The sequence below is a fragment of the Streptomyces sp. NPDC002776 genome (genome assembly GCF_053592195.1).
Genome location: NZ_JBSFVG010000002.1, coordinates 398304 through 422780, shown reverse-complemented (window position 1 = coordinate 422780; position 24477 = coordinate 398304). Strand labels below are relative to the sequence as shown.

Genomic DNA, 24477 nt, shown 5'->3' with positions numbered 1-24477 from the left:
GACACTCCGTCAGGAGGGTCCGGGCTCCCTCTTCGTCCCGCACCCCGTCACCCGTACGGATGACTCGGCGCGCCGCTCCTGACCCGGCTCCCTAGCGTCGTAGGCATGAACCGAACTCCGCGCACCCGCACCGTCGTCGGCTGCACGCTGCTGGTGATCGCGCTCGGCGCGAGCGTCACGGCGTGCGGCGGGGACGGCAACCCCCTGTCGGCCGCGCCGTACGACGCGGCGGACCAGATCGCCTTCAGCGGCCCCAAGGGCGCCGGGAAGAAGGCCGACCCGGACAAGCCCCTGGAGGTCACCGCAGAGGGCTCCGACGGCCGCATCACGGACGTCACGGCCATGGACGCCGCAGGACGCTACGTCAGCGGCGAACTCTCCGCCGACGGCAGCCGCTGGCACAGCACCTCCCCGCTGGCCGCCGACGCCCGCTACACGGTCCGGGTGTCCACCGAGGACGAGGACGGGGCCCCCGGCCGCCGCGTCCTCACCTTCGACACCGGCAAGCCGCTCACCAAGAAGCGCCTGGACGTCACCTTCGGCCCCAAGAAGGGCACGTACGGCGTAGGCCAGCCCGTCACGGCCGAACTGAGCAAGCCGGTCAAGGACGAGGCCCAGCGCGCCGTCGTGGAACGCGCCCTCAAGGTCGACTCGAAGCCCGCCACCGAGGGCGCCTGGCACTGGGTGGACGACAAGGAGCTCCACTACCGCCCCAAGGACTACTGGCCCGCCCACGCCACCATCCGGGTGCGCAGCAACCTGGAGGGCATCAAGGTCAGCGACCGCCTCTGGGGCGGCCGGGCCAAGCCGCTGACGATCACCACGGGGGACCAGGTCATCGCGGTGACGGACGCCTCGACGCACTGGATGACGGTCTACAAGAACGGCGAGGAGATCAAGTCCATGCCGGTCACCACCGGCAAGCCCGGCTTCGAGACCCGCAACGGCGTCAAGGTCGTCCTCGGCAAGGAGTACTTCGTACGGATGCGCGGCACCAGCATCGGCATCGCGGAGGGCTCGGCGGAGTCGTACGACCTGCCCGTCTACTACGCGACCCGGGTCACCTGGAGCGGCGAGTACGTGCACGCCGCCCCCTGGTCCGTGGGCTCCCAGGGCTCCGCCAACGTCAGCCACGGCTGCACCGGCATGAGCACCGCCAACGCGGCCTGGTTCTTCGACAACATCCGCGAGGGCGACCTCGTCAAGGTCGTGAACTCCTACGGCAACACCATGGAGACCTTCGGCAACGGCTTCGGGGACTGGAACGTCGCCTGGGCGAAGTGGCGCAAGGGCAGCGCCCTGGTGGGCGGCGAGCCGGACGGCCCCCGCCCGGCGGACGCGGCACGACTGCGGCCGGCGGCGGTGTGACGCCTAGGCGCTCTGGAGCCGCTGGGTGCGCAGCAGGGACGCCAGCGAGGCCGCGAACTCCACGGGATCCACCGGCAGGGTCACCGCGGCCTCAGCCCGGCTCCAGGTGGCCAGCCAGGCGTCCTGGGGGCGGCCCATGAGCAGGAGCACCGGCGGGCAGTTGAACACCTCGTCCTTGAGCTGGCGGCACAGCCCCATGCCCCCCATGGGCACGGCCTCGCCGTCCAGCACGCAGACGTCGATCCCGCCCTTGTCCAGCTCGCTCACCACCGCGGCGGGCGTCGCGCACTCCACGAACTCCACCAGCGGGACATCGGGAGCCGGTCGCCGGCCGGCGGCCAACCGCACCTGCTCGCGGGTGTTGGAGTCGTCGCTGTAGACCAGCACCGTGGCGGTCGGCCGCATGTTTCCTCCGGGACATCAGCGTCGTACGGACAGAACCGATGCCGCGGATGCTACTCCTCCGAACACGCCGTCAACAGCGGTTGGAGCACCTGCGCGATGGGCCATCCGGGCAGTACACGAGGTGCGAACACTCCGAACGGCACCCCCCGGAGTGAGGGCGGGATAAGCGACCGACATAATGTCGGTCGTGGCGACAGCAACGACAGTAGAAACCGGGCACGCGCACCCGTCGGTCAATCGGCCGAACCTCACCAGCGTCGGAACCATCATCTGGCTGAGTTCCGAGCTGATGTTCTTCGCGGCCCTCTTCGCGATGTACTTCACCCTGCGATCGGTGACGGGCCCCGACTTCTGGTCGGAGAAGGCCCACGCCCTGAACTTCCCGTTCGCGGCGACGAACACCACGATCCTGGTGCTCTCCTCCCTCACCTGCCAGCTCGGCGTCTTCGCCGCCGAGCGCGGTGACGTGAAGAAGCTCCGGATGTGGTTCATCGTCACCTTCGTGATGGGTGCGATCTTCATCGGCGGCCAGGTCTACGAGTACACCGAGCTGGTGAAGAAGGACGGGCTCTCGCTCTCCTCGGACCCGTACGGCTCGGTCTTCTACCTGACCACCGGCTTCCACGGCCTGCACGTGACGGGAGGCCTCATCGCCTTCCTGCTGGTCCTCGGCCGTACGTACGCGGCCAGGAGGTTCACTCACGAGCAGGCAACCGCCGCCATCGTCGTGTCCTACTACTGGCACTTCGTCGATGTCGTCTGGATCGGCCTCTTCGCCACGATCTACATGATCAAGTAGCCGGGCCCGTCCCGCGCGCTGCGAGCAGGCAAGCAAGCAAGCGCACATCCCAGAAGCATCGACGCAGAAGATCCTGACACCGGGGTAATCCGTGAAAAAGCTCTCCGCACGACGACGCCATCCGCTGGCGGCGGTCGTCGTCCTACTCCTCGCGCTGGCGGCCACTGGGGGGCTGTACGCCTTTGTCGCGCCCACGGGCAAGGCGCAGGCAGAGGAAACCGCCCAGTCTCTCGCCATCGACGAGGGTAAGAAGCTCTACGCCGTCGGCTGCGCAAGCTGCCACGGAACCGGCGGTCAGGGCACCTCCGACGGTCCGAGCCTGGTGGGCGTCGGCGCCGCGGCCGTGGACTTCCAGGTGGGCACCGGCCGCATGCCGGCCGCGACCTCCCAGAGCGCCCAGGCGCCGGAGAAGCCGGTCGTCTACTCGCAGGCCGAGATCGACCAGCTCGCGGCGTACGTCGCGTCCCTGGGCGCCGGTCCGTCCATCCCGACCGAGGCGGAGTACGGCCCCGAGGGCGCCGACATCGCCAAGGGTGGCGACCTGTTCCGCACCAACTGCGCGCAGTGCCACAACTTCACCGGCAAGGGCGGTGCGCTGACCCACGGCAAGTACGCGCCCTCCCTCGAGGACGTCGACCCGAAGCACATCTACGAGGCCATGCAGACCGGCCCGCAGAACATGCCCTCCTTCCCCGACACCACGCTGTCGGAGCAGAACAAGAAGGACATCATCGCGTACCTCGACGCGGTCAACAGCGACGACACCGAGAGCCCCGGTGGCCTTGAGCTGGGCGGACTCGGTCCGGTCGCCGAAGGCCTGTTCGCCTGGGTCTTCGGACTCGGCGCGCTGATCGCGGTCGCCGTCTGGGTCGCCGCTCGGACCGCAAAGGCCAAGAAGTCATGAGTAGCCAAGACATTCCAGAAGAGAACCTGCCCGCTGAGCAGGACGCACACGGTGCGGTGAGCGTCGCGGACGAGAAGGACCCGTTCGCGGATCCCGGTCTGCCGCCCCACGAGCACCGGATCCAGGACATCGACGAGCGGGCCGCCAAGCGGTCCGAGCGCGCGGTCGCGATGCTGTTCGTGCTGTCGATGCTGGCCACCGTCGCCTTCATCGCCTCCTACGTGGCGATCCCGGTCGACAAGTCGGTCTACATCTTCCCGATCGGCCACGTCAGCGCGCTGAACTTCGCGCTGGGCATGACGCTGGGCGTCTCGCTGTTCTGCATCGGCGCGGGCGCGGTCCACTGGGCCCGCACCCTGATGTCGGACGAGGAGGTCGCCGAGGAGCGGCACGCCGTCCAGTCGCCGCCGGAGGTCAAGGCCAAGGTTCTGGCCGACTTCGCGGCGGGCGCCAAGGAGTCCGCGCTCGGCCGTCGCAAGCTGATCCGGAACACGATGTTCGGTGCGCTGGCCCTGTTCCCGCTCTCCGGTGTCGTCCTGCTGCGCGACCTCGGTCCGCTGCCCGGCACCTCGCTGCGGCACACCCTGTGGTCCAAGGGCAAGCTGCTGGTCAACATGAACACCAACGAGCCGCTGCGTCCCTCGGACGTCGCGGTCGGCTCCCTCACCTTCGCCAAGCCGGAGGGCCTGGAGGAGCACGACCACGACTTCCAGAAGGAGATCGCCAAGGCGGCCCTGATGATCGTCCGCATCCAGCCGGACAACATCAAGGACAAGCGCGAGCTCGAGTGGTCGCACGAGGGGATCGTCGCGTACTCGAAGATCTGCACCCACGTCGGTTGCCCGATCTCCCTGTACGAGCAGCAGACGCACCACGCGCTGTGCCCCTGCCACCAGTCCACCTTCGACCTCTCCGACGGTGCCCGAGTGATCTTCGGTCCCGCCGGTCACGCCCTGCCGCAGCTGCGCATCGGTGTGAACGACGAGGGCTACCTCGAGGCGCTCGGCGACTTCGATGAGCCCGTCGGTCCTGCCTTCTGGGAGCGCGGATGAGCACTACAGAGACCACAGAGTCCCGCGCACGCGGGAAGGCGCCGGCCGGCGAGCGAGTCGCCGACTGGGCCGACGGCCGACTGGGCATCTACGGCCTGGCCAAGGCCAACATGCGCAAGATCTTCCCCGACCACTGGTCGTTCATGCTGGGTGAGGTCTGCCTCTACAGCTTCATCATCATCATCCTCACGGGTGTGTACCTGACGCTGTTCTTCCACCCGTCGATGAACGAGGTGGAGTACCACGGCAGTTACGTCCCGCTGCAGGGTCAGCTGATGTCGGAGGCGTTCAGCTCCACGCTGCACATCTCCTTCGACGTCCGCGGTGGTCTGCTCATCCGGCAGATCCACCACTGGGCCGCGCTGATCTTCCTGGCCGGCATGTTCGTGCACATGATGCGCGTGTTCTTCACCGGCGCGTTCCGCAAGCCGCGTGAGATCAACTGGCTGTTCGGCTTCCTGCTCTTCGTCCTCGGCATGTTCACCGGTTTCACCGGTTACTCGCTCCCGGACGACCTGCTCTCCGGCACCGGTGTCCGGTTCATGGAGGGCGCGGTCCTGTCCGTGCCGATCGTCGGCACGTACCTGTCGTTCTTCCTCTTCGGCGGGGAGTTCCCGGGCGGCGACTTCGTGGCCCGGTTCTACTCGGTCCACATCCTGCTGCTGCCGGGCATCATGCTCGGCCTGGTGGTCGCCCACCTGATCCTGGTCGTCTACCACAAGCACACGCAGTACGCGGGTCCCGGCAAGACCAACAAGAACGTCGTCGGCATGCCGCTGCTGCCGGTCTACATGGCCAAGGCCGGAGGCTTCTTCTTCCTGGTCTTCGGTGTCATCGCGGCCATCTCCGCCATCGCCACGATCAACCCGATCTGGGCCCTGGGCCCCTACCGTCCGGACCAGGTGTCCACCGGCGCCCAGCCCGACTGGTACATGGGCTTCTCCGAGGGCCTGATCCGTGTGATGCCGGGCTGGGAGATCAACTTCTGGGGCCACACGCTCGTCCTGGGTGTGTTCATCCCGCTGATGATCTTCCCGCTGGTCCTGGTCGCCATCGCGGTCTACCCGTTCATCGAGGCCTGGGTCACCGGCGACAAGCGCGAGCACCACATCCTGGACCGCCCGCGCAACGCGCCGACCCGTACCGCCTTCGGTGTCGCGTGGATCACCTGGTACATGATCCTGCTGATCGGTGGTGGAAACGACCTGTGGGCCACCCACTTCCACATGTCGATCAACGCCATCACCTGGTTCGTCCGGATCGGCTTCTTCGTCGGCCCGGTCGTCGCCTTCATCATCACCAAGCGGATCTGCCTCGGCCTCCAGCGCCGGGACCGGGAGAAGGTGCTGCACGGCCGCGAGTCGGGCATCATCAAGCGCCTGCCGCACGGTGAGTTCATCGAGGTGCACGAGCCGCTCAGCCAGGAGCAGCTGCACACCCTCACCGCGCACGAGCAGTACAAGCCGGCCGAGATCGGCCCGACGGTCGACGAGAACGGTGTCGAGCGCAAGGTGAAGGGCTCCGAGAAGCTGCGCGCCAAGCTCAGCAAGGCGTACTACGGCGAGGAGTCCCAGATTCCGAAGCCGACCGTCGAGGAGTACAAGGAGATCACGAGCGGCCACGGCCACCACTGATCGCTGCGCACGCCACGCCACGGCGAAGGGCCCCGTCCGTACACCGGACGGGGCCCTTCGCCGTGCCCGGGGCTGGATAGGGTGGGGAGCGCACTCCTTTCGGGGTGCATCTCTGCTACGACACTCAGGAGCGGCCCCATGAGCGCTGTGACCCCCGCTGGAGGCGACACCGCGGCGGGCCGTTCCTGGCCCCGGTTGCTGAACGGCCTGCTGGAGGGGCGCGATCTGGGCGCCGACGACACGGCCTGGGCGATGGACCTGATCATGCGCGGCGAGGCGACCGACGCGCAGATCGCCGGGTTCGTGGTGGCCCTGCGGGCCAAGGGCGAGACGGTCGAGGAGATCACCGGCTTCGTCCGGACGATGTACGCGCACGCCCATGTGATCGAGGTGTCCGGTGACACCGTCGACATCGTCGGCACGGGCGGGGACGGCGCGAAGACCGTCAACATCTCCACGATGTCCGCGATCGTGGTGGCCGGCGCGGGCGCCAAGGTCGTCAAGCACGGCAACCGCGCGGCGTCCTCCGCCTCCGGTTCCTCGGACGTCCTGGAGAAGCTCGGGGTCAACCTGGAGCTGCCGGTCTCCCGGGTGCCGCAGGTCGCCGAGGAGGCCGGGATCACCTTCTGCTTCGCGGCGAAGTTCCATCCGGCGATGCGTCACGCGGGCGCGGCGCGCGGGCAGTTGGGCATCAGGACCGTCTTCAACGTCCTCGGTCCGCTCACCAACCCGGCCCGGGTGCGGGCGCAGGCGGTCGGGGTCGCCGACCCGCGGATGGCGCCGATCGTCGCCGGGGTGTTCGCCGAGCGCGGCAACTCCTCGCTGGTGTTCCGCGGCGACGACGGACTGGACGAACTGACCACCACCGCCACCTCCCGGGTCTGGATCGTCCGGGACGGCAAGGTCACCGAGGAAGCCTTCGACCCGCGGGACGTGGGCCTCGAACTGGTGCCGGTTCAGGCGCTGCGGGGCGCGGACGCCTCCTACAACGCGGACGTCGCGCGGCGGCTGCTGAACGGCGAGCCGGGCCCCGTCCGGGACGCCGTGCTCCTCAATTCGGCGGCGGCCCTGGTGGCGTTGCACCCGACCGGGGAGCCCCTGGCCGAGCAGATCCGCACCGCGATGGCGAAGGCGGCGGAGTCGATCGACTCCGGCGCGGCCAAGCGGACGCTGGAGCGCTGGGTGGCCGCCAGCAACGCCTAGCGGTCCCCGGTCGTCGTCCCGTGATCCGGACACGGGTTGCGGGACGACGATCACTTCCCCTAGATTTCCGTACCAGGTCATGAGTGACAGTCATGAGGCCCCGGCCGACTGTCCGGCAACCCTCCGTCCGTGGCGGGGTGCCCCGGGTGAGGACCAGGCCGTGAGCAGCAAGGCTCGCGGCAAGCGCGGACCCCTCGCGATACACCAGGGGTCCTGGGTCGTTCGAGGGAGCCTTCCGTGAGCAAGCGAATGCGATAGGGCCGCCGAGCCCCGCCTCCGCGCACCCCTTTCCCCTGCTTCTTCCCTTCTCTCACGGGAGCCCTCCATGTCTGTCTCCACCGCTGCCTCCGCCCAGACCATTTGTGCCCCGCTGCCCGTTCTGGGTCGGGATGTCACCGTCCCGCTCGTCACCGGCGGTGAAGTCACCTACGCCGCGCTCGACTACGCCGCCAGCGCCCCCGCGCTCCAGCGGGTCTGGGACGACGTGGCCGCCTACGCCCCGTACTACGGCAGCGTCCACCGAGGCGCCGGGTACCTCTCGCAGCTGTCCACCGACCTCTTCGAGAACGCCCGCCGGACGGTCGCCGAGTTCCTGGACTGCCGCGCCGACGACCAGCTGATCTTCACCCGGTCCACGACCGACTCCCTGAACCTGCTCGCCGCCGCCCTGCCCGCCGGCTGCCAGGTCTTCGTCTTCGAGACCGAGCACCACGCCTCCCTGCTGCCCTGGCAGGACGCCGAGGTCACCTACCTCGACGCCCCCCGCACCCCGCGCCAGGCCGTGCAGACCCTGGAGCGCGCCCTCGCCGCCCGCGACCCGTACGCCCCGGCCCTGGTCTGTGTCACCGGCGCCTCCAACGTCACCGGCGAGCTGTGGCCGGTGCGGGAACTGGCCGCCGCCGCCCATGCGCACGGCGCCCGGATCGTCCTGGACGCCGCGCAGCTCGCCCCGCACCATCCGGTGTCGGTCCAGGACCTGGATGTCGACTGGATCGCCTTCTCCGGGCACAAGCTCTACGCCCCCTTCGGCTCCGGCGTCCTGGCCGGCCGCGCCGACTGGCTGGTCGCGGCCGAGCCGTACCTCGTGGGCGGCGGCGCCAGCCGCAAGGTCAGCCGGCGCGCGGACGGGGGAGTGGACGTGGAGTGGCACGAGAGCGCGGCCCGGCACGAGGCCGGCTCGCCGAACGTGATCGGCGCCTACTCCATCGCCTCGGCCTGCAAGGCCCTCACGGAGGCCGGCTTCGACACCCTGGTCGCCCGCGAGCGGTACCTGATCGAGAAGGTCCGCCAGGGGCTCGCCGGGGTGCCCGAGGTCCGGATCCTCTCTCTCTTCGGCGACGACGCCCCGCGGGTCGGCGTGCTCTCCTTCGTGGTCGACGGCTGGAACAGCTCCCACTTCGCCGCCGCCCTGTCCGCCGAGTACGGCATCGGCGTCCGCGACGGTCTGTTCTGCGCCCACCCGCTGGTCCGCACCCTGCTCGGCAGCGACCCGGGGACCCAGGGCGAGTGCGGCGCCCCCGAGGCGGCACCCGGCGAGAAGTCCCTCAACGCCATCCGGGTCAGCTTCGGCGCCGGCACTCCGGACGAGCACGTGGAGCGTTTCGTGACCGCGGTGCGCGAGCTCGTCACCGACGGCGCGAAGTGGAACTACCGCACGGAGGACGGCCGTTGCGTGCCCGCCGTATGAGCTAGCTGTCCAGCCCCAGGGCGAAGGCCGCCTCCAGGTCGTGCTGGGAGTACGTCCGGAACGCCACGTGCGTGTCCGTGCCCTCCACGCCCGGGATCTTGCTGATGCGGCCGGGGATGACCTCGGCGAGGTCCTCGTGCTCCTTGACCCGGACCATCGCGATCAGGTCGTAGGTGCCGGTGACGGAGAAGACCTCGCTCACGCTGTCCAGCGAGGCGATCTGCTCGGCGATCTCGGGGATCCGGTCCACGCTGGTCTTGATGAGGACGATCGCGGTGATCACGGCTGGTTCTCTCCCTCGGGGGCGGGCGTCGCTGGGGCGGCCTTCACTCTAGTCGTACGGCCGAACCGCACCCAGGCGTAACTGCACCCCAGGCCGAAGCCCACGAGATGGGCCAGATACGCCACGCCGGGCCCGCTCGTGGCCCGGCCCGCGGCCAGCCACTGCAGGGTCGCCCAGAACGGCAGCACCACCCAGGCGGGCAACCGCACCGGCAGGAAGAACAGGAACGGCAGCAGGCTGGTCACCCTCGCCCGCGGGAACAGCGCGAGGCAGGCGCCGAGGACCGCCGAGATCGCGCCGGACGCGCCGACCAGGGACTGCTCGGAGTCGGCGTTGGCGGCCGCGTACCCCAGCAGGGCGAGATAGCCGCAGCCCAGATAGAAGAGGGTGTACTGGACGCGGCCCATGCGTTCCTCGGTCAGCGCGCCGAAGACGTAGAGGAAGAGCATGTTGCCCAGCAGGTGCACCCAGCTGCCGTGCACGAAGAGCGCGGTGGCCGGGGTGAGGGCGGCGCGCGCCCCGCCCTCGAAGAGTTCGGCCGGGATCACGCCCCAGCGCCGGAAGTAGGCCCGCTGCGCGGCGAGCAGTTCGTCACCGGTGCCGTAGGCCGGGTTCAGCCCCGAGGCCGGGCCGATCAGGAAGATCAGCGTGCACAGGCCGATCAGTGCGTAGGTGACCGGCGCGGACGGCATCCGCATGCCTCTGACGACCGTGCTGCTCCACTTGCTGATCATGACCACAGAGCATGACGTAAGGGGACGCAACGGACCGGACCGCCTCGCCGCTGTGGACGGCCGAGCGGCGGGTACCCGCCAGGCCGTAGGGTTACGAGCCACACGCACCGGGACTCCGGTGAGTCACCGACACTGGAAGGAAAGAACGGTCGCGATGACGGTTCCCCTGCCGACGGCCACCACGCGGTGGCGCTGCACGCTCTGCGGCAACCTCACCCGTTTCGATGTGACCCGCTCGTCGAAGGTCGTCGAGTACGTCCACCTCGACCTCGCCGGTGAGCCCAAGGTCGAGGAGCGCGAGGTGGTCAGTGAGACCATCGAGTCGGTGCGCTGCCGCTGGTGCAACGCCGTGGACCAGGTGGAACTCGTGGACAGGCCGGGCGCCGGCTCCTGAGGGAGCGGGCCCCGCTCGGGTGATCCCCCACGCCAGGGGGATCGCGCACAGGCGATGAGGTGAGACGGATGGTGGAGACCGCAGGCGGGGGGCCGGGCGACGGCGCCGCTGAGGTGCTCGACCGTCCGCTGCCCGACGGAGTGCGCCGCCGGGTCGTGCAGATCGTCTCCGACGGGTTCGGCGGGCTGACCGTCGGTGAACTGCCCGCCCAGCTGAGACAGTACGCCCGTTTCGCCCCGAACCGGCGGGTCAAGTTCGCCGGCAACGCCATGGCCGCGGCCCTGGAGACCGATCCGCTCTTCCGTCAGCGCATCGGGGAGAAGCTGAGAGAGGCCCAGCCGGAGCTCGCCGGCGCCCTCGACTCCGGCTCGCCGCCCCCGGCCGCGGATCCGCTCGACGTGGCGGCCGCGGCCTATGTGCTGCGGCCCACCGGCTGGGTCAAGCTGGTGACCGCGGCGGGCGAGGAGGCCCAGCGGGCCGACGCCGAGCGCGTCGACGAGGAGAGCCGGGCCGAACTGGAACGGCTGCGCGCCGACCTCGCCCAGGCCAGGGAGCAGATCCGGACCGAGACCGAGCGGCTGCGCACCGAGCTGGACGCGTCCAAGAAGGAAGCGGAATCGCTTCACCGCAAGCTGCGGGCGGCGCTCAGCGACGTCAAGCGCGGCGAGGCGGCGCTGCGCAAGGCGCACGGCGAGATCGAGGCCGTACGGGCGGAGACGCACGGGCAGGTGTCGGCCGCCGAGAGCGAGACCCGGCGGCTGAAGTCGCGGCTCGCCGAGGCGGAGGCCGCCCTGGAGGCCACCCGCCGGGCGGCGCGCGAGGGCCGCAGCGTGGAGGACATGCGGGTACGGCTGCTGCTGGACACCCTGCTCGACGCCACCCAAGGGCTGCGCCGGGAGCTGGCGTTGCCGCCGGTGTCGGTGCGTCCGGCCGAGACCGTGGACGCGGTCGAACCGGGACGTATGACCCCCAAGGACATCGCCGCGCGGGCGTTGTCCGAGAACGACCCCGCCATCATCGACCAGTTGCTGGCGCTGCCCCAGGCGCATCTGGTCGTCGACGGCTACAACGTCACCAAGACCGGCTATCCCCAGATGCCGCTGGAGAAGCAGCGCCTGAGGCTCCTCGGGCAGCTCTCCCAGCTCGCCGCGCAGACCGGCGCCGAGGTGACCTGTGTCTTCGACGGGGCCGAACTGGCCGCGCCGGTGCTGCTGGCGCCGCCGCGCGGGGTGCGGGTGCTGTTCTCCAAACCGGGGATCACCGCCGACGAGTTGATCCGTCAGCTGGTGCGCGCCGAGCCGCCGGGGCGTCCGGTCATCGTCGTCTCGACCGACCGCGAGGTGGCCGACGGGGTGGCCCGGGCGGGCGCCCGTCCGGTGGCATCTGCGGTGCTTCTGAAGCGACTGTCCTGAAGGTCAATCTACAGCGGCAATGCCCGAATTGACGGAACCGTCACGCAACGTAGCGTCAAGTGCACATCACTGCACGTGGGTTGATGGTAAAGAATGCGGACCGTAACCGGGATAAATCGCCCAGGGATTTGAACTGATCACAGCTGTATCACTAGGGTCTGCCTTCGAACCTCCGCTCGGAAGATCACTCAGAAGAAGGAGTTCGCCTCCGTGGCGTCCCACCGTCGACCCAAGCAGCCGAGCCGCGCACGTGTGACCGTGCTGACCACCGCCGCTGCTGCCGCCGTGGCCATCAGCTCGCAGGCGGCCAACGCCGCGCCCAGCGAGAAGCCGAGCAAGGACGAGGTCAAGGCCAAGGTCGACAAGCTCTACGAGGAGGCCGAGCAGGCCACCGAGAAGTACAACGGCGCCAAGGAGAAGCAGGAGAAGCTCCAGAAGGAGATCTCCACGATCCAGGACAACGTCGCGCGCGGTCAGGAAGACCTCAACGAGATGCGCGACTCCATAGGCCTGGCGGCCGCCGCCCAGTACCGCACCGGCTCCATCGACTCCTCGGTCCAGCTGTTCCTGTCCTCCGACCCGGACGACTACCTCGACAAGGCGTCCACGCTGGACCAGTTGAGCAGCCAGCAGGTCGAGTCGCTGAAGAAGATCCAGGACAAGCAGCGCGAACTCGCCCAGGACCGCTCCGAGGCCACCGAGAAGCTCAAGGACCTCGCCTCCACCCGGACCGAACTGGGCAAGAAGAAGCAGGAAGTCCAGGACAAGCTCGCCCAGGCGCAGAAGCTCCTGAACTCCCTGACCGCCGCCGAGAAGGCCGCCCTCGCCGCCGAGGAGGACCGCGCCAGCCGCTCGTCCGCCGACCGCGTCGACCTCAGCGGCGCCAGCGCCGGCTCCGGCCGCGCCATGGCCGCCTTCCAGGCCGCCCAGAGCAAGATCGGCTCGCCCTACATCTACGGCGCCTCCGGCCCCTCCTCCTTCGACTGCTCGGGCCTGACCAGCTGGGCCTTCGCCCAGGCCGGTGTCGGCATCCCGCGCACCTCGCAGGCCCAGGCCAACGCCGGCACCCGCATCTACAGCCAGTCCGACCTCAAGGTCGGCGACCTGGTCATCTTCTACGGCGACCTGCACCACGTCGGCTTCTACGCGGGCAACGGCCAGGTGCTGCACGCCCCGCGCTCCAACACGGTCGTCCGCTACGAGTCGATCAACAACATGCCGTACCAGTTCGGCGTCCGCATCTGAGCACCCTCAAGATCACGACACCGTGCCGCCCGAACGGGCGAATCCCGGTGACGTGAACTGACCCCGCGCCCCGCCCATGACCTGCGTCCTAGGCGGGGCGTCACGTTGCGTGTGCACGGCGGTCGTTGGTCGGTGGCCCGTAGCGGGGCTACTGTCTGCCGCGTTTCCCCCTCGCCGGGGAAGGTCCTTGTCCGCCAGCGGAAGGGGTGCGGCTTCTCGTGGGGTCCCATCGTCGCCTTGTACCGTCCGGGTTCGACCGGGGCGCGAGCGCCGCGCTCTGCGTCATCTCCGCCACCGCCGCGGCCTTCGCAGCCGTACCGGCATCGGCCGCTCCGCACGACGACACCCGGGCCGAGGTGGACCGCCTCTACGAGGAGGCCGAACAGGCCACCGAGGCCTACAACAAGGCCGATGAGCGCGCCGACTCGCTGCGCAGGGAGGTCACCACCGCGCAGGACCGGATCGCCCGGCAGCAGGAGCGCATCAACTCCATGCGGGAGTCGCTCGGTTCGCTGGCCGGAGCGCAGTACCGCTCCGGCGGGCTCGACCCCTCCCTCGCCCTGCTGTTCTCCGAGGATCCGGACGACTACCTCGACAAGGCCGCCGTACTGGACCGGATCAGCGCCCGTCAGGCGGGCGAGCTGAAGGAACTCCAGGACGCGATGCGCGACCTCTCCCTGGAGCGCGCCGAGGCCTCCCGCAAGCTCGGGGAGCTGGAGAAGAGCCGCAAGGCCGTCGCCGCGCACAAGCGGACGGTGGAGGGCAAGCTCGCCAAGGCCCGGCAGCTGCTCAACTCGCTGCCCTCCGACGAGCGCGCCGCCTACGACCGGGCCTCCCGCTCCGGCCGCTCCGACATGCCCGACCTCGGCGGCGCCGCCCCGGCGTCGGGCCGTGCGGCCGCCGCGATCGCCGCCGCCCGCTCCGCCCTCGGCAAGCCGTACGTCTGGGGCGCCAGCGGCCCCAGCGGCTTCGACTGCTCGGGCCTGATGCAGTGGTCGTACGCGCAGGCCGGGGTCGCCCTGCCCCGCACCTCGCAGGGCCAGCGCTTCGCCGGCCGCCAGGTCCCCCTTTCCCAGGCCCAGCCCGGCGACCTGGTCACCTACCGCTCCGACGCCAGCCATGTCGGGATGTACATGGGCAACGGCCAGGTGATCCACGCGCCCTATCCGGGGGCGCCGGTGCGCTACGACCCGGTGGGGATGATGCCGGGGGCCACGGTCACCAGGGTCTGACGGCTCCGCCGGGGGTCTGACCCCGGTGGCCTGATCGCCGTACGATCGCGGCATGGCTGGTCGAGGGCGGGCGTCCGGATCCGGTGTGGTGGTGCTGTGTCTGCTGTTCGTCTCGCTCGTGGCGTGCGGGGGGCGACCGGCCACGGACGCGGCGCGGGAAGCGGTGCAGCGGGTGCTGGACCGGCGGGCCGCGGCGATCGTCGAGCGGGACGAGTCGGCCTTCGTCCGCACCGGCGCGCGGAGCGGCTTCGACGATCTGCGCGAGGTGCCGTTCGCCGAGTGGTCCTACCGGGTGACCGGGCTCCGGCGCAGCGGGGACAGCGCCACCGCCCAGGCCGAACTGCGCTACCGCCTGCGGGGCGACGACCGGGCGCCGGTCACCGCGGCCCGCAGCCTGCGGCTCAGCCTCGACGCCGGCGGCGCGTGGTACGTCGAGTCCGAGCGGCCCGCCCGCGAGGCCGCCGACCAGCTGTGGGACCAGGGCCGGGTGGACGTGGTCCGCGGTGAGCGCAGCATCGTGCTCGGCGTCGGACAGAGCGGCGCCCGGCTGCGCACCTTCGCCGACCTGGCCGACCGGGCCGTGCCCGCGGTGAACCGGGCCTGGGACGCCGAGTGGCCGCGCCGGCTCGTCGTCCTCGTACCGCAGTCCCTGGAGGCGATGGCGGGACTGCTCGGCTCGCCCGCCTCCTCGTACCGCGGGATCGCGGCCGTGACCACCGGCGAGACCGGCGCCCCCGCCGACGCGCCCGCGGACCGGATCATCCTCAACCCGGTCGCGTACGGCGTCCTCGGCCAGAGCGGCAAGCAGGTGGTGCTCACCCACGAGGCCACCCATGTCGCCACCCGGGCCCACACCAGCGCCGCCACCCCGCTCTGGCTCTCCGAGGGGTACGCCGACTGGGTCGGCTACCTCGGCACCGGGCGCTCGCCCGTCGAGGCCGCCCCGGAGCTGTGGCAGGCGGTGACCGAGGGCGAGATCCCGGCGGGGCTGCCGACCGACGAGGACTTCGGGTTCACCGGGGACTCGGCCGGGCTCGCGCAGGCCTACGAGAGCGGCTGGATGGCCTGCCGGATGATCGCGGAGCGCTGGGGCGAGGAGCGGCTCGCCGAGTTCTACCGGGCCGTCGGCGGGCACGAGAAGCGGCCCGGCGCGGTCGAGGAGGCCATGGACCGGGTCCTCGGCACGACCGTGGCGGACTTCACCGTGCAGTGGCGGGACTATCTGCGCACGCAGTTCGGCTGACCGGGGTCCCGGACTGCCGGATCCCCCTGGGCCCGGCCCCGGCTCAGGAGGGCAGCGAGGTCTCCTTGGCGCGGGTGGCCTGGGCGGGCAGCGGAGCGGCCTCGGGGACGGAGACCGTCGAGCGCCACAGGACGCGGGCGGCCAGGACCGTGGCCAGCACCAGCAGGCCGTTGCGCAGGAACAGCAGGGTGATGCCGAGCCAGTCGCTGGACACCACGTGCGAGAACCAGACCGGGAACTCCAGCACCGTCAGCAGGCACGCCGCCAGCACCAGGGCGACCGGCACGCCCATCCGGCTGCCCCGGTAGCACAGGCACACCGCGGCCAGCCCGACCAGCCACACCAGGTACTGCGGGCTGATCACCCGGCTGGTCGTGGTGAACATCAGCACCGCCACCAGGGCGGCGTCCGCGAGCGTGTGCGGCAGGAACCGGTTCGCCCGGAACCGCCACAGCAGCAGCCAGCCGAAGGCCAGCGCGGTCAGCACCAGCGCGGCCGTGCTGACCACGCTCACGTACGGGCCGAGGAACTCCACCGAGCCGTAGTTCAGCAGCACCTCCCCGTCCCAGCCGAAGTGCCGGGCCACATGGAAGACCAGGGCGCCCAGCGACTCCACCTCGGTGCCGCGGTCCCGCTGGAAGGTCAGGAACGCGAACGCGCCCGGCATCGCCACGCCGAACAGCACCGCCAGACCGGCGGCGGTCACCGCGGCCCACACCCAGGCCGAACGGCGGCGGGCGGCGACCAGCAGCAGCACCGGCCACACCTTCAGCAGCGCCGCGAACGCCGTCAGCGTCCCCATCACCCGGGGGTGCCGGGCGCCCGCCAGCAGGGCGGCCACCGCCACCGCGGTCACCATCACGTCGTAGCGGGCGTAGACGGTCGGCCCGAGCAGCGGGACACCCGCGGCCCACACCCAGGGGCCGCGCAGGCTCCGGCCCGGGCGCAGGCCCGCGTACAGCAGCAGGGCGAGGACGGCGAGGTCGGCGGTGAAGGCGAGGACGAAGAAGGCGGAGGCGTAGTCCAGATGGAACAGCACCGCGGGGGAGAGGATCGCGAGGGCGGCGGCGGGCGGGTACTGCCAGGTGACGTCGTCCTGCGGGAACGTTCCGGTGCGCAGCACCTCGTACCAGCCCTGGTAGATCACCGAGACGTCGCTGGTGACGTCCGGGCCTGGGAAGACGTACACCTTGAACACGAAGAGCAGCAGGACCACCCTGGTCAGGGCCCAGATGACGAGCAGCCCCGCCAAGGACCGCCGCGTGCCCGTCGTCTCCACCTGGTCCCCTGCCGTCCGCGTCCGTCTTGAGGGGAACATGATGTCCCGGGAAACTGTGCGTCGGCCACCAGCGCGGCCGTGACGCGCTGTGCGGTACGCCTCGGATAAGGTCGGCCGCGATGCACAAGACGCTCATCGTGACGAACGACTTCCCGCCCCGCCCCGGCGGCATCCAGGCCTTCCTGCACAACATGGCGCTACGGCTGGAACCGGAGCGGCTGGTCGTCTACGCCTCCACCTGGAAGCGCGGCCAGGAGGGCGCCGAGGCCACCGCCGCCTTCGACGCCGACCAGCCCTTCACCGTCGTACGCGACGCCACGACGATGCTGCTGCCCACGCCCCGGGTCACCCGGCGGGCGGTGGGACTGCTGCGGGAGCACGGCTGTACGTCGGTGTGGTTCGGGGCGGCGGCGCCGCTCGGCCTGATGGCCCCGGCGCTGCGCAAGGCCGGTGCCGAACGCCTGGTCGCCACCACCCACGGCCACGAGGCCGGCTGGGCCCAGCTGCCCGCCTCCCGGCAGCTGCTGCGGCGGATCGGGGACTCGACGGACACCATCACCTACCTCGGCGAGTACACCCGCTCCCGCATCGCCGGCGCGCTGAGCCCCGCGGCGGCCCGGCGGATGGCGCAGCTCCCGCCGGGCGTCGACGAGAAGACCTTCCACCCCGGATCCGGCGGCACCGAGGTCCGCGCCCGCCTGGGGCTGACCGACCGCCCGGTGATCGTCTGCGTCTCCCGGCTGGTCCCGCGCAAGGGGCAGGACACCCTGATCCTGGCCATGCCCCGGATCCTGGCGAAGGAACCGGACGCGGTCCTGCTGATCGTCGGCGGCGGCCCCTACGAGCGGGACCTGCGCAAGCTGGCCCACGAGACCCGGGTGGCCGACTCCGTCCACTTCACGGGCGCGGTCCCCTGGTCCGAACTGCCCGCCCACTACGGCGCCGGTGACGTGTTCGCCATGCCCTGCCGTACGCGCCGGCGGGGCCTGGACGTGGAGGGGCTCGGCATCGTCTACCTGGAGGCCTCGGCGACGGGGCTGCCCGTGGTCGCGGGTGACTCGGGCGGAGCGCCGGACGCGGTCCTGGACGGCGAGACGGGCTGGGTGGTGCGCGGCGGCTCGCCCGAGCAGGCGGCCGACCGGATCGTCACCCTCCTCGGCGACGCGGAACTGCGCCGCCGGATGGGGGAGCGGGGCCGCGAGTGGGTCGAGGAGAAGTGGCGCTGGGACCTGCTGGCCGAGCGGCTCAAGGACCTGCTGTAACCGGACGGACGACGAAGGCGCGGGGCCCCCGACGGGGACCCCGCGCCTTCGCGAACCGGCGGGTCACTTGGCGTAGATCGCCTCGATCTCCTGCGCGAAGTCCTTCGCCACCACGTTCCGCTTGAGCTTCAGTGACGGCGTCAGATGCCCCGACTCCTCGGTGAACTGGGAGGGCAGGACGCGGAACTTGCGCACCGACTCCGCCTTGGAGACCGCGGCGTTGCCGTCGTCGATCGCCGACTGGATCGCGGCCAGCAGGTCCGGGTCGTCGATCAAGGACGCCGCCGTGGCGTCCGCGGGCTTGCCGTGCTCGGCGGCCCAGCGGCCCAGGAACTCCTCGTCGACGGTGACCAGGGCGCCCACGAACGGCCGCCCGTCGCCCACCACCATGCACTCCGCGACCAGCGCGTGCGCGCGGATCCGGTCCTCGATCACCGCCGGGGCGACGTTCTTGCCGCCCGCGGTGACCAGGATCTCCTTCTTGCGGCCGGTGATCCTGAGGTAGCCGTCCTCGTCCAGGGTGCCGATGTCACCGGAGTGGAACCAGCCGTCCCGCAGCGCTTCCTCGGTCGCGCCCGGGTTGTTCCAGTACTCCTTGAAGATGTGCTCGCCGTGCAGCAGCACCTCGCCGTCGTCGGCGATGCGCACCACCGAGCCGGGCAGCGGCTGGCCGACCGTGCCGATCTTCTGGCGGTCCCAGGGGTTGAACGCGGTGGCGGCGCAGGTCTCGGTCAGGCCGTAGCCCTCCAGGACCGAGAAGCCGATGCCGCGGAAGAAGTGCCCCAGCCGCTCGCCCAGCGGGGCGCCGCCGGAGATGGCGTACTCGCCCCGGCCGCCGAGGACCGCGCGCAGCTTGCTGTAGACGAGCCGGTCGAAGACCTTGTGCTTGATCCGCAGGCCGACCGACGGGCCCGAAGCGGTGTCCAGCGCGCGGCTGTAGGCGATGGCGGTGTCCGCCGCCTTGTCGAAGATCTTGCCCTTGCCGTCCGCCTGCGCCTTGGCCCGCGCCGAGTTGTAGACCTTCTCGAAGACACGCGGCACACCGAGGATCAACGTCGGCCGGAACTCGGCCAGTTCGGTGGTGAGGTCTTTGATGTCGGGCAGGCAGCCCAGCTTGATCGGCGCGATCATCGGGGCGATCTGGACCAGCCGGCCGAACACGTGCGCCAGCGGCAGGAACAGCAGCACCGAGCACTCGCCGGTCCGGAACAGCGGGCGCAGCCGCTCGACGATGTTGCCGCACTCCGCGAAGAAGTTGCGGTGGGTGAGCACACAGCCCTTGGGGCGGCCGGTCGTGCCGGAGGTGTAGACGATGGTCGCCGGGTCGTCGGCTTTCGCCAGCGAGCCGCGCTCCTCGATCGTCTCGTCGCTGACGTCCTGCCCGAGCCGGCCCAGCTCCTCGACGCCGCCGCCCTCGATCTGCCACAGGTGCTTCAGGGCGGGCAGCCGGTCGCGCACCGACTCCACGGCCGCCGTGTGGCTGTCCAGTTCCGTCAGCACCGCGGTGGCGCCCGAGTCACCGAGGATCCACTGCACCTGCTCCGGGGAGCTGGTCTCGTACACCGGCACGGTGACCGCGCCCGCCGACCAGATCGCGAAGTCCAGCAGGGTCCACTCGTACCGGGTGCGGGACATCAGTCCGATCCGGTCGCCCGGCTGCACTCCGGCCGCCACGAGCCCCTTGGCGGCGGCGCGCACCTCGGCGAGGAAGGCGGTGGCCGTCACGTCCTGCCAGGCCCCGCCCACCTTGCGCGCGATGACGGCGACATCCGGGTGCTGCGCGGCGTTTCTGCGGACGATGTCCGTCAGATTCCCGTCCGCGGGGACCTCGTACATGGCCGGAAGGCTGAACTCGCGCAAGACTGCTGCTCCTCATAGGGCGCCGGCGCCACGACGGTGTGTGATGCGACGGTGCGGTCCAAGGCTCGGGCAGGTACCCAGGCATTTCGTTGGTTGAAATCCTGAGCACGACTGGACTGCCCGGACGTTACCCGCCGGTATGGCGTCTTCGACAGAGGGCCCGGCGAGATGTTCGCTGCGTCACACGGATCGGTACCGCGTGCATGGTGTTTCTGCGCGCACAGTAGTCGACCCCTTTCACGACTGGCCAGTAACCGCAGGTCTGGCCGCCACTGTTCACGCATGCCGCACAGGCTTACGCTTGATCGCCATGGCATCCACACCATCCGGCAACAGCAGGACGCGCGTTCATGTGGTCAGCGACGTACACGGAAACGTCCGTGACCTGGCCAGAGCCGGCGACGGGGCGGACGCTCTGATCTGCCTGGGTGACCTGGTCCTCTTCCTCGACTACGCCGACCACTCCCGCGGCATCTTCCCCGACCTCTTCGGCGCCGAGAACGCCGACCGCATCGTCGAGCTGCGCACCGCGCGCCGCTACGACGAGGCCCGCGAGTTCGGGGCCCGGCTGTGGGCGGGGATCGGCTCGGACCGCGGCGCGGTGATCGAGAAGGCGGTGCGCAAGCAGTACGCCGAGCTGTTCGCGGCCTTCCCGACACCGACGTACGCGACCTACGGCAATGTCGACATGCCGCCGCTGTGGCCCGAGTACGCCGGGCCCGGCACCACCGTGCTGGACGGGCAGCGGGTGGAGATCGGCGGCCGGACCTTCGGCTTCGTCGGGGGCGGACTCAGGACACCGATGCGCACGCCGTACGAGATCAGCGACGAGGAGTACGCGGCGAAGGTCGAGGCGGTGGGCGAGGTGGACGTGCTGTGCACCCATATCCCGCCGGAGGTGCCGGAACTGGTCTACGACACGGTGGCGCGGCGCTTCGAGCGGGGCAGCAGGGCGCTGCTGGAGGCGATCCGGCGGACCAAGCCGCGGTACTCGCTGTTCGGGCACGTCCACCAGCCGCTGGTGCGGCGAATGCGGATCGGGTCCACGGAGTGCGTGAACGTGGGGCACTTCGCCGGGACCGGCAAGCCGTGGGCGCTGGAGTGGTGACCTCGGCTGCGCGGTAGCCTTCACGCTGCACACTCGTGCGCACGAGGACGACACACCGGCCCGCATCTGGAGGAGCCACAGCGATGGCGGAACACACCAGCTCGAGCATCACGATCGAGGCGGCACCGGCCGACGTCATGGGGGTGATCGCCGACTTCGCCCGCTACCCGGACTGGACCGGCGAGGTGAAGGAGGCGGAGGTCCTCGCCACGGACGGCCAGGGCCGCGCCGAGCAGGTACGCCTGGTGATGGACGCGGGGGCGATCAAGGACGACCAGGTGCTGGCGTACACCTGGACCGGTGCGCACGAGGTCTCCTGGACGCTGGTGAAGTCCCAGATGCTGCGCTCGCTGGACGGCTCCTACCTCCTGAAGCCGACGGGGTCCGGCGCGACCGAGGTCACCTACCTGCTGACCGTGGACGTCAAGATCCCGATGCTCGGGATGATCAAGCGCAAGGCGGAGAAGGTCATCATCGACCGGGCGCTGGCCGGGCTGAAGAAGCGCGTGGAGTCGGGTTCGCAGTAAGGGACCCGGGTGGGCCTCGGTTACCGTTCACCCTCATGCGCACCCTCTTGATCACGGGCCCGGGCGGCAGCGGTCGTACGACTGTCGCGGCCGCCACCGCACTCGCCGCCGCCCGCGCCGGTGATCGGGTCCTCGTGCTGAGCGCCGACCGCGACGACACCCTCGGCGCCGTGCTCGGCACACCCACCGGCCCCGAGCCGGTGGCGGCCGGCGAGCGGCTCACCGCCTGGCGGCCCGATGCCGCCGCCGGGTTCCGGGACGACCTCACCGCCTTCCAGGAGCGTGCCACCACCGCACTCGACCTCCTCGGCGCCTCCCGGCTCGACCCGGAGGAGGTCACCCCTCTTCCCGGCGCCGAGGAACTCACCCTGCTGCGCGCCCTGCGCGACGCGGCCCTGTCCGAGCAGCACGACCTGCTCGTCGTGGACCTCCCGGCCACCCCGCACGCCCTCGCCCTGCTCGCCCTCCCCGAGGAACTGCGCCGCTACCTGCGCCGGCTGCTGCCCTCCGAGCGGCAGGCGGCCCGCGCCCTGCGGCCCGTGCTCGGCCGGCTCGCCGGCGTCCCCATGCCCGCCGAGTGGCTCTACGAGACGGCCGCCCGCTGGGACGTCGAACTCGCCGCCGTCGAAGCCGTCGTCGCCGACCGGCGCACCGCCGTACGCCTGGTCGCCGAGCCCGGCCCGGCCGGCGCCGACGCCGTGCGGGCCGCCGTCCTCGCTCTTGCCCTGCGCGGACTGCGCCCCGACGTCCTGATCGCCAACCGGGTCGCCCCGGAGGAGTGGCCCGCCGCCCTCGTCGCGCAGCAGCGCAAGGTCCTGGAGGAGTGGCAGGAGGCGCACGACGTCCACGCCGTGCCCCACCTCGGGCACGATCCGCGCGGCGCCGACGACCTCGCCGCCCTGGCCGTCCCCGACACCGTCAACCCGGTGTCCTCCACCGTCGAGTGGCCCGTCACCGACCACCTCGCCGACGACGGGGTGCTGGTGTGGAGCCTCCCGCTGCCCGGCGCCCTGCGCGACGACCTCGACCTCGTCCGGCGCGGGGACGAACTCGTCGTCACCGCGGGCCCCTTCCGCCGTATCGTCCCCCTGCCGTCCGCCCTGCGCCGGTGCTCCGTCGACGGGGCCGCGCTGCGCGACGGCGTGCTGCGGATCCGGTTCGCGCCGGACCCGCGATTGTGGCCCGGGACCCGGTGAAGGCGGTACGGCCGTTCGGGTAACGTCGTAGGGAACCGTAGTCAGGAGTCCGCCATGAGCGAAGAGCTTCCGCCGTCCGACGCCGCGGGACAGGAGGCGCTCGACGAGACACGGGCGTCCGATCCCGACGCGTGGGCGACGGCGTGCGCCGAGGACCTCGCCGCGGAGCAGTCCCGCCGTCGCACCCAGTACGGCCCGCCCCCCGGCTCGGCCGCCGAGGAACTGCGCAAGCTCGTCGACGCGGTCGGCGACAAGCTGACGTCGCTGCAGTCCCCGCTGCTGGGCGCGGTCGCCGGACCCGCCGCCCAGCAGGTGGTCAAGCAGGTCGTGGAGCAGGCGAAGGCCGCCGTCGAGCCCGTCATCGAACGCAACCCGGACGTCTTCGACCACCTCGCGGCGGCCGGAAACGAACTCCTCGCCGCCTACCGCTCCGCCGTCCAGGCCCAGGAACGCCGCTGGACCACCGGCGACGAGCGCGACCCGGACAGGCGTGACCCGGACAAGCGCCGGGACCGCGGCGACGAGTCCGGCCCCGGCGAGCGCATCGACCTCGACTGAGGGGGCCGCGGCTGCAGACGCCCTCGAACCGGGCTCGTGCTCCTGTCCTCAGTGCGGACGACAGGAATCGCGGGGCAGGGCCTCGGGTACGGTTGGCCGTAGCGGGGCTCGACCGAAACTGAGGGATTCATGGGACTCACCATCGGCGTCGACATCGGCGGCACGAAGATCGCGGCCGGGGTGGTCGACGAGGAAGGCAACATCCTCTCGACCCATACGGTGCCGACCCCGGGCACGCCCGAGGGCATCGTGGACGCCATCGCCTCCGCAGTCGAAGGCGCGCGCGCCGGGCACGAGATCGTCGGCGTGGGCATCGGCGCCGCCGGCTATGTCAACCGGCAGCGCTCGACGGTCTACTTCGCGCCGAACATCGACTGGCGCCAGGAGCCGCTGAAGGAGAAGGTCGAGGCCCGCGTGGGCCTTCCGGTCGTCGTGGAGAACGACGCCAACGCCGCGGCCTGGGGCGAGTACAAGTTCGGCGCCGGCAAGGGCCACCGCAACGTCATCTGCATCACGCTCGGCACCGGCCTCGGCGGCGGCATCATCATCGGCAACAAGCTGCGCCGCGGCCACTTCGGCGTCGCCGCCGAGTTCGGCCACATCCGCATGGTCCCGGACGGGCTGCTGTGCGGCTGCGGCTCGCAGGGCTGCTGGGAGCAGTACGCCTCCGGGCGCGCCCTCGTCCGGTACGCCAAGCAGCGCGCCAACGCCACCCCCGAGCGCGCCGAGACGCTGCTCGCCCTGGGCAACGGCCACCCCGACGGCATCGAGGGCAAGCACATCTCCGTCGCCGCCCGGCAGGGCGACCCGGTCGCCGTCGACTCCTACCGCGAGCTGGCCCGCTGGGCCGGCGCGGGCCTCGCCGACCTGGCCTCCCTGTTCGACCCGTCGGCGTTCATCGTCGGCGGCGGTCTCTCCGACGAGGGCGAGCTGGTCCTGGACCCGATCCGCAAGTCCTACAAGCGCTGGCTGGTGGGCGGCAACTGGCGTCCGGTGGCCGACGTGATCGCGGCCCAGCTGGGCAACAAGGCGGGCCTGGTGGGGGCGGCGGACCTGGCGCGGGAACCCGACCCGGTCATGTGACTCCCCGAC

The 24477-nt window shown here is 71.0% G+C and carries 23 protein-coding genes and 1 riboswitch; of the genes, 18 read left to right on the top strand and 5 right to left on the bottom strand.

Annotated elements, in window-relative coordinates:
* Window positions 1–105 precede the first annotated feature (105 nt).
* The gene (locus ACWD11_RS06090; RefSeq protein ID WP_451281531.1) at window positions 106–1368 is read left to right on the top strand and encodes an Ig-like domain-containing protein; all 1263 of its coding nucleotides are present in this window, start codon (window positions 106–108) and stop codon (window positions 1366–1368) included.
* A 3-nt stretch (window positions 1369–1371) separates the two neighbouring features.
* Here the strand turns inward: ACWD11_RS06090 and ACWD11_RS06085 are convergent, their stop codons facing one another.
* Window positions 1372–1773, bottom strand: a complete 402-nt coding sequence (locus ACWD11_RS06085; RefSeq protein WP_389418493.1) for a response regulator — start codon at window positions 1771–1773, stop codon at window positions 1372–1374.
* Between the two features lie 178 nt (window positions 1774–1951).
* Here ACWD11_RS06085 and ctaE point away from each other — a divergent pair, with 178 nt between their 5' ends.
* The 6 genes from ctaE (at window position 1952) to ACWD11_RS06055 (ending at window position 9052) form a co-directional block, all read left to right on the top strand.
* Entirely contained in the window at window positions 1952–2572 is a 621-nt protein-coding gene (ctaE, locus tag ACWD11_RS06080; protein WP_389418494.1) for an aa3-type cytochrome oxidase subunit III, read from the top strand.
* Window positions 2573–2663: 91 nt separating this feature from the next.
* Window positions 2664–3476 (top strand): cytochrome bc1 complex diheme cytochrome c subunit, encoded by an 813-nt coding sequence (gene qcrC, locus ACWD11_RS06075; RefSeq protein ID WP_389418495.1) that lies wholly within the window; start codon window positions 2664–2666, stop codon window positions 3474–3476.
* Window positions 3473–4528 (top strand): cytochrome bc1 complex Rieske iron-sulfur subunit, encoded by a 1056-nt coding sequence (gene qcrA, locus ACWD11_RS06070; RefSeq protein ID WP_389418496.1) that lies wholly within the window; start codon window positions 3473–3475, stop codon window positions 4526–4528. Before qcrC ends, qcrA begins: the two co-directional genes overlap by 4 nt.
* The gene (gene qcrB, locus ACWD11_RS06065; RefSeq protein ID WP_389418497.1) at window positions 4525–6162 is read left to right on the top strand and encodes a cytochrome bc1 complex cytochrome b subunit; all 1638 of its coding nucleotides are present in this window, start codon (window positions 4525–4527) and stop codon (window positions 6160–6162) included. The genes qcrA and qcrB overlap by 4 nt, the downstream gene beginning before the upstream one ends.
* A gap of 138 nt (window positions 6163–6300) precedes the next feature.
* Window positions 6301–7365, top strand: coding sequence for an anthranilate phosphoribosyltransferase (gene trpD, locus ACWD11_RS06060; RefSeq protein ID WP_389418498.1), 1065 nt, complete (start codon window positions 6301–6303; stop codon window positions 7363–7365).
* Window positions 7366–7440: 75 nt separating this feature from the next.
* A riboswitch (SAM riboswitch) is annotated at window positions 7441–7557 on the top strand.
* A 133-nt stretch (window positions 7558–7690) separates the two neighbouring features.
* Window positions 7691–9052 carry an aminotransferase class V-fold PLP-dependent enzyme gene (locus ACWD11_RS06055; RefSeq protein WP_451281528.1) on the top strand — a complete coding sequence of 454 codons (1362 nt, stop codon included), beginning with the start codon at window positions 7691–7693 and terminating at the stop codon, window positions 9050–9052.
* 1 nt (window position 9053) lies between these two features.
* Here the strand turns inward: ACWD11_RS06055 and ACWD11_RS06050 are convergent, their stop codons facing one another.
* A complete protein-coding gene (locus ACWD11_RS06050) occupies window positions 9054–9335 on the bottom strand; it encodes an Lrp/AsnC family transcriptional regulator (protein WP_389418500.1) in 282 nt (93 codons plus the stop codon).
* Window positions 9332–10069 carry a rhomboid family intramembrane serine protease gene (locus ACWD11_RS06045; protein ID WP_389418501.1) on the bottom strand — a complete coding sequence of 246 codons (738 nt, stop codon included), beginning with the start codon at window positions 10067–10069 and terminating at the stop codon, window positions 9332–9334. Before ACWD11_RS06045 ends, ACWD11_RS06050 begins: the two co-directional genes overlap by 4 nt.
* 154 nt (window positions 10070–10223) lie before the next feature.
* On the opposite strand from ACWD11_RS06045, the gene ACWD11_RS06040 reads away from it, so the two are divergent.
* From ACWD11_RS06040 to ACWD11_RS06020, 5 genes are all read left to right on the top strand, one after another.
* On the top strand, window positions 10224–10463 hold the full coding sequence (locus ACWD11_RS06040) for a hypothetical protein (protein ID WP_055541554.1): 240 nt from the start codon (window positions 10224–10226) through the stop codon (window positions 10461–10463).
* Between the two features lie 68 nt (window positions 10464–10531).
* Window positions 10532–11875, top strand: a complete 1344-nt coding sequence (locus tag ACWD11_RS06035) for an NYN domain-containing protein (protein WP_389418502.1) — start codon at window positions 10532–10534, stop codon at window positions 11873–11875.
* A gap of 210 nt (window positions 11876–12085) precedes the next feature.
* A complete protein-coding gene (locus ACWD11_RS06030; RefSeq protein WP_389418503.1) occupies window positions 12086–13120 on the top strand; it encodes a C40 family peptidase in 1035 nt (344 codons plus the stop codon).
* A 218-nt stretch (window positions 13121–13338) separates the two neighbouring features.
* Window positions 13339–14352: an NlpC/P60 family protein gene (locus ACWD11_RS06025; protein WP_451281525.1), complete on the top strand. Its 1014-nt coding sequence runs from the start codon at window positions 13339–13341 to the stop codon at window positions 14350–14352.
* A gap of 52 nt (window positions 14353–14404) precedes the next feature.
* Window positions 14405–15595: a hypothetical protein gene (locus ACWD11_RS06020; protein WP_389418505.1), complete on the top strand. Its 1191-nt coding sequence runs from the start codon at window positions 14405–14407 to the stop codon at window positions 15593–15595.
* 43 nt (window positions 15596–15638) lie between these two features.
* On the opposite strand, the gene ACWD11_RS06015 is transcribed toward ACWD11_RS06020, so the two are convergent.
* Complete coding sequence (locus ACWD11_RS06015) at window positions 15639–16874, bottom strand: glycosyltransferase 87 family protein (RefSeq protein ID WP_451281523.1); 1236 nt, start codon at window positions 16872–16874, stop codon at window positions 15639–15641.
* 119 nt (window positions 16875–16993) lie between these two features.
* Here ACWD11_RS06015 and ACWD11_RS06010 point away from each other — a divergent pair, with 119 nt between their 5' ends.
* Window positions 16994–18136: a glycosyltransferase family 4 protein gene (locus tag ACWD11_RS06010; RefSeq protein ID WP_451281521.1), complete on the top strand. Its 1143-nt coding sequence runs from the start codon at window positions 16994–16996 to the stop codon at window positions 18134–18136.
* A 63-nt stretch (window positions 18137–18199) separates the two neighbouring features.
* On the opposite strand, the gene ACWD11_RS06005 is transcribed toward ACWD11_RS06010, so the two are convergent.
* Window positions 18200–19996 (bottom strand): AMP-dependent synthetase/ligase, encoded by a 1797-nt coding sequence (locus tag ACWD11_RS06005; protein ID WP_451281519.1) that lies wholly within the window; start codon window positions 19994–19996, stop codon window positions 18200–18202.
* A gap of 310 nt (window positions 19997–20306) precedes the next feature.
* Here ACWD11_RS06005 and ACWD11_RS06000 point away from each other — a divergent pair, with 310 nt between their 5' ends.
* The 5 genes from ACWD11_RS06000 to ACWD11_RS05980 all read left to right on the top strand — a co-directional run bounded on the left by ACWD11_RS06000 (window position 20307) and on the right by ACWD11_RS05980 (window position 24468).
* Window positions 20307–21104 carry a metallophosphoesterase family protein gene (locus tag ACWD11_RS06000; protein ID WP_389418509.1) on the top strand — a complete coding sequence of 266 codons (798 nt, stop codon included), beginning with the start codon at window positions 20307–20309 and terminating at the stop codon, window positions 21102–21104.
* 83 nt (window positions 21105–21187) lie between these two features.
* Window positions 21188–21631, top strand: coding sequence for an SRPBCC family protein (locus ACWD11_RS05995; protein ID WP_389418510.1), 444 nt, complete (start codon window positions 21188–21190; stop codon window positions 21629–21631).
* Between the two features lie 35 nt (window positions 21632–21666).
* Window positions 21667–22827 carry an ArsA family ATPase gene (locus tag ACWD11_RS05990; protein ID WP_451281516.1) on the top strand — a complete coding sequence of 387 codons (1161 nt, stop codon included), beginning with the start codon at window positions 21667–21669 and terminating at the stop codon, window positions 22825–22827.
* Between the two features lie 54 nt (window positions 22828–22881).
* Window positions 22882–23385 (top strand): DUF5304 domain-containing protein, encoded by a 504-nt coding sequence (locus tag ACWD11_RS05985; RefSeq protein ID WP_389418513.1) that lies wholly within the window; start codon window positions 22882–22884, stop codon window positions 23383–23385.
* A 129-nt stretch (window positions 23386–23514) separates the two neighbouring features.
* A complete protein-coding gene (locus tag ACWD11_RS05980) occupies window positions 23515–24468 on the top strand; it encodes an ROK family glucokinase (RefSeq protein ID WP_383372611.1) in 954 nt (317 codons plus the stop codon).
* The last annotated feature ends 9 nt before the right edge of the window (window positions 24469–24477 follow it).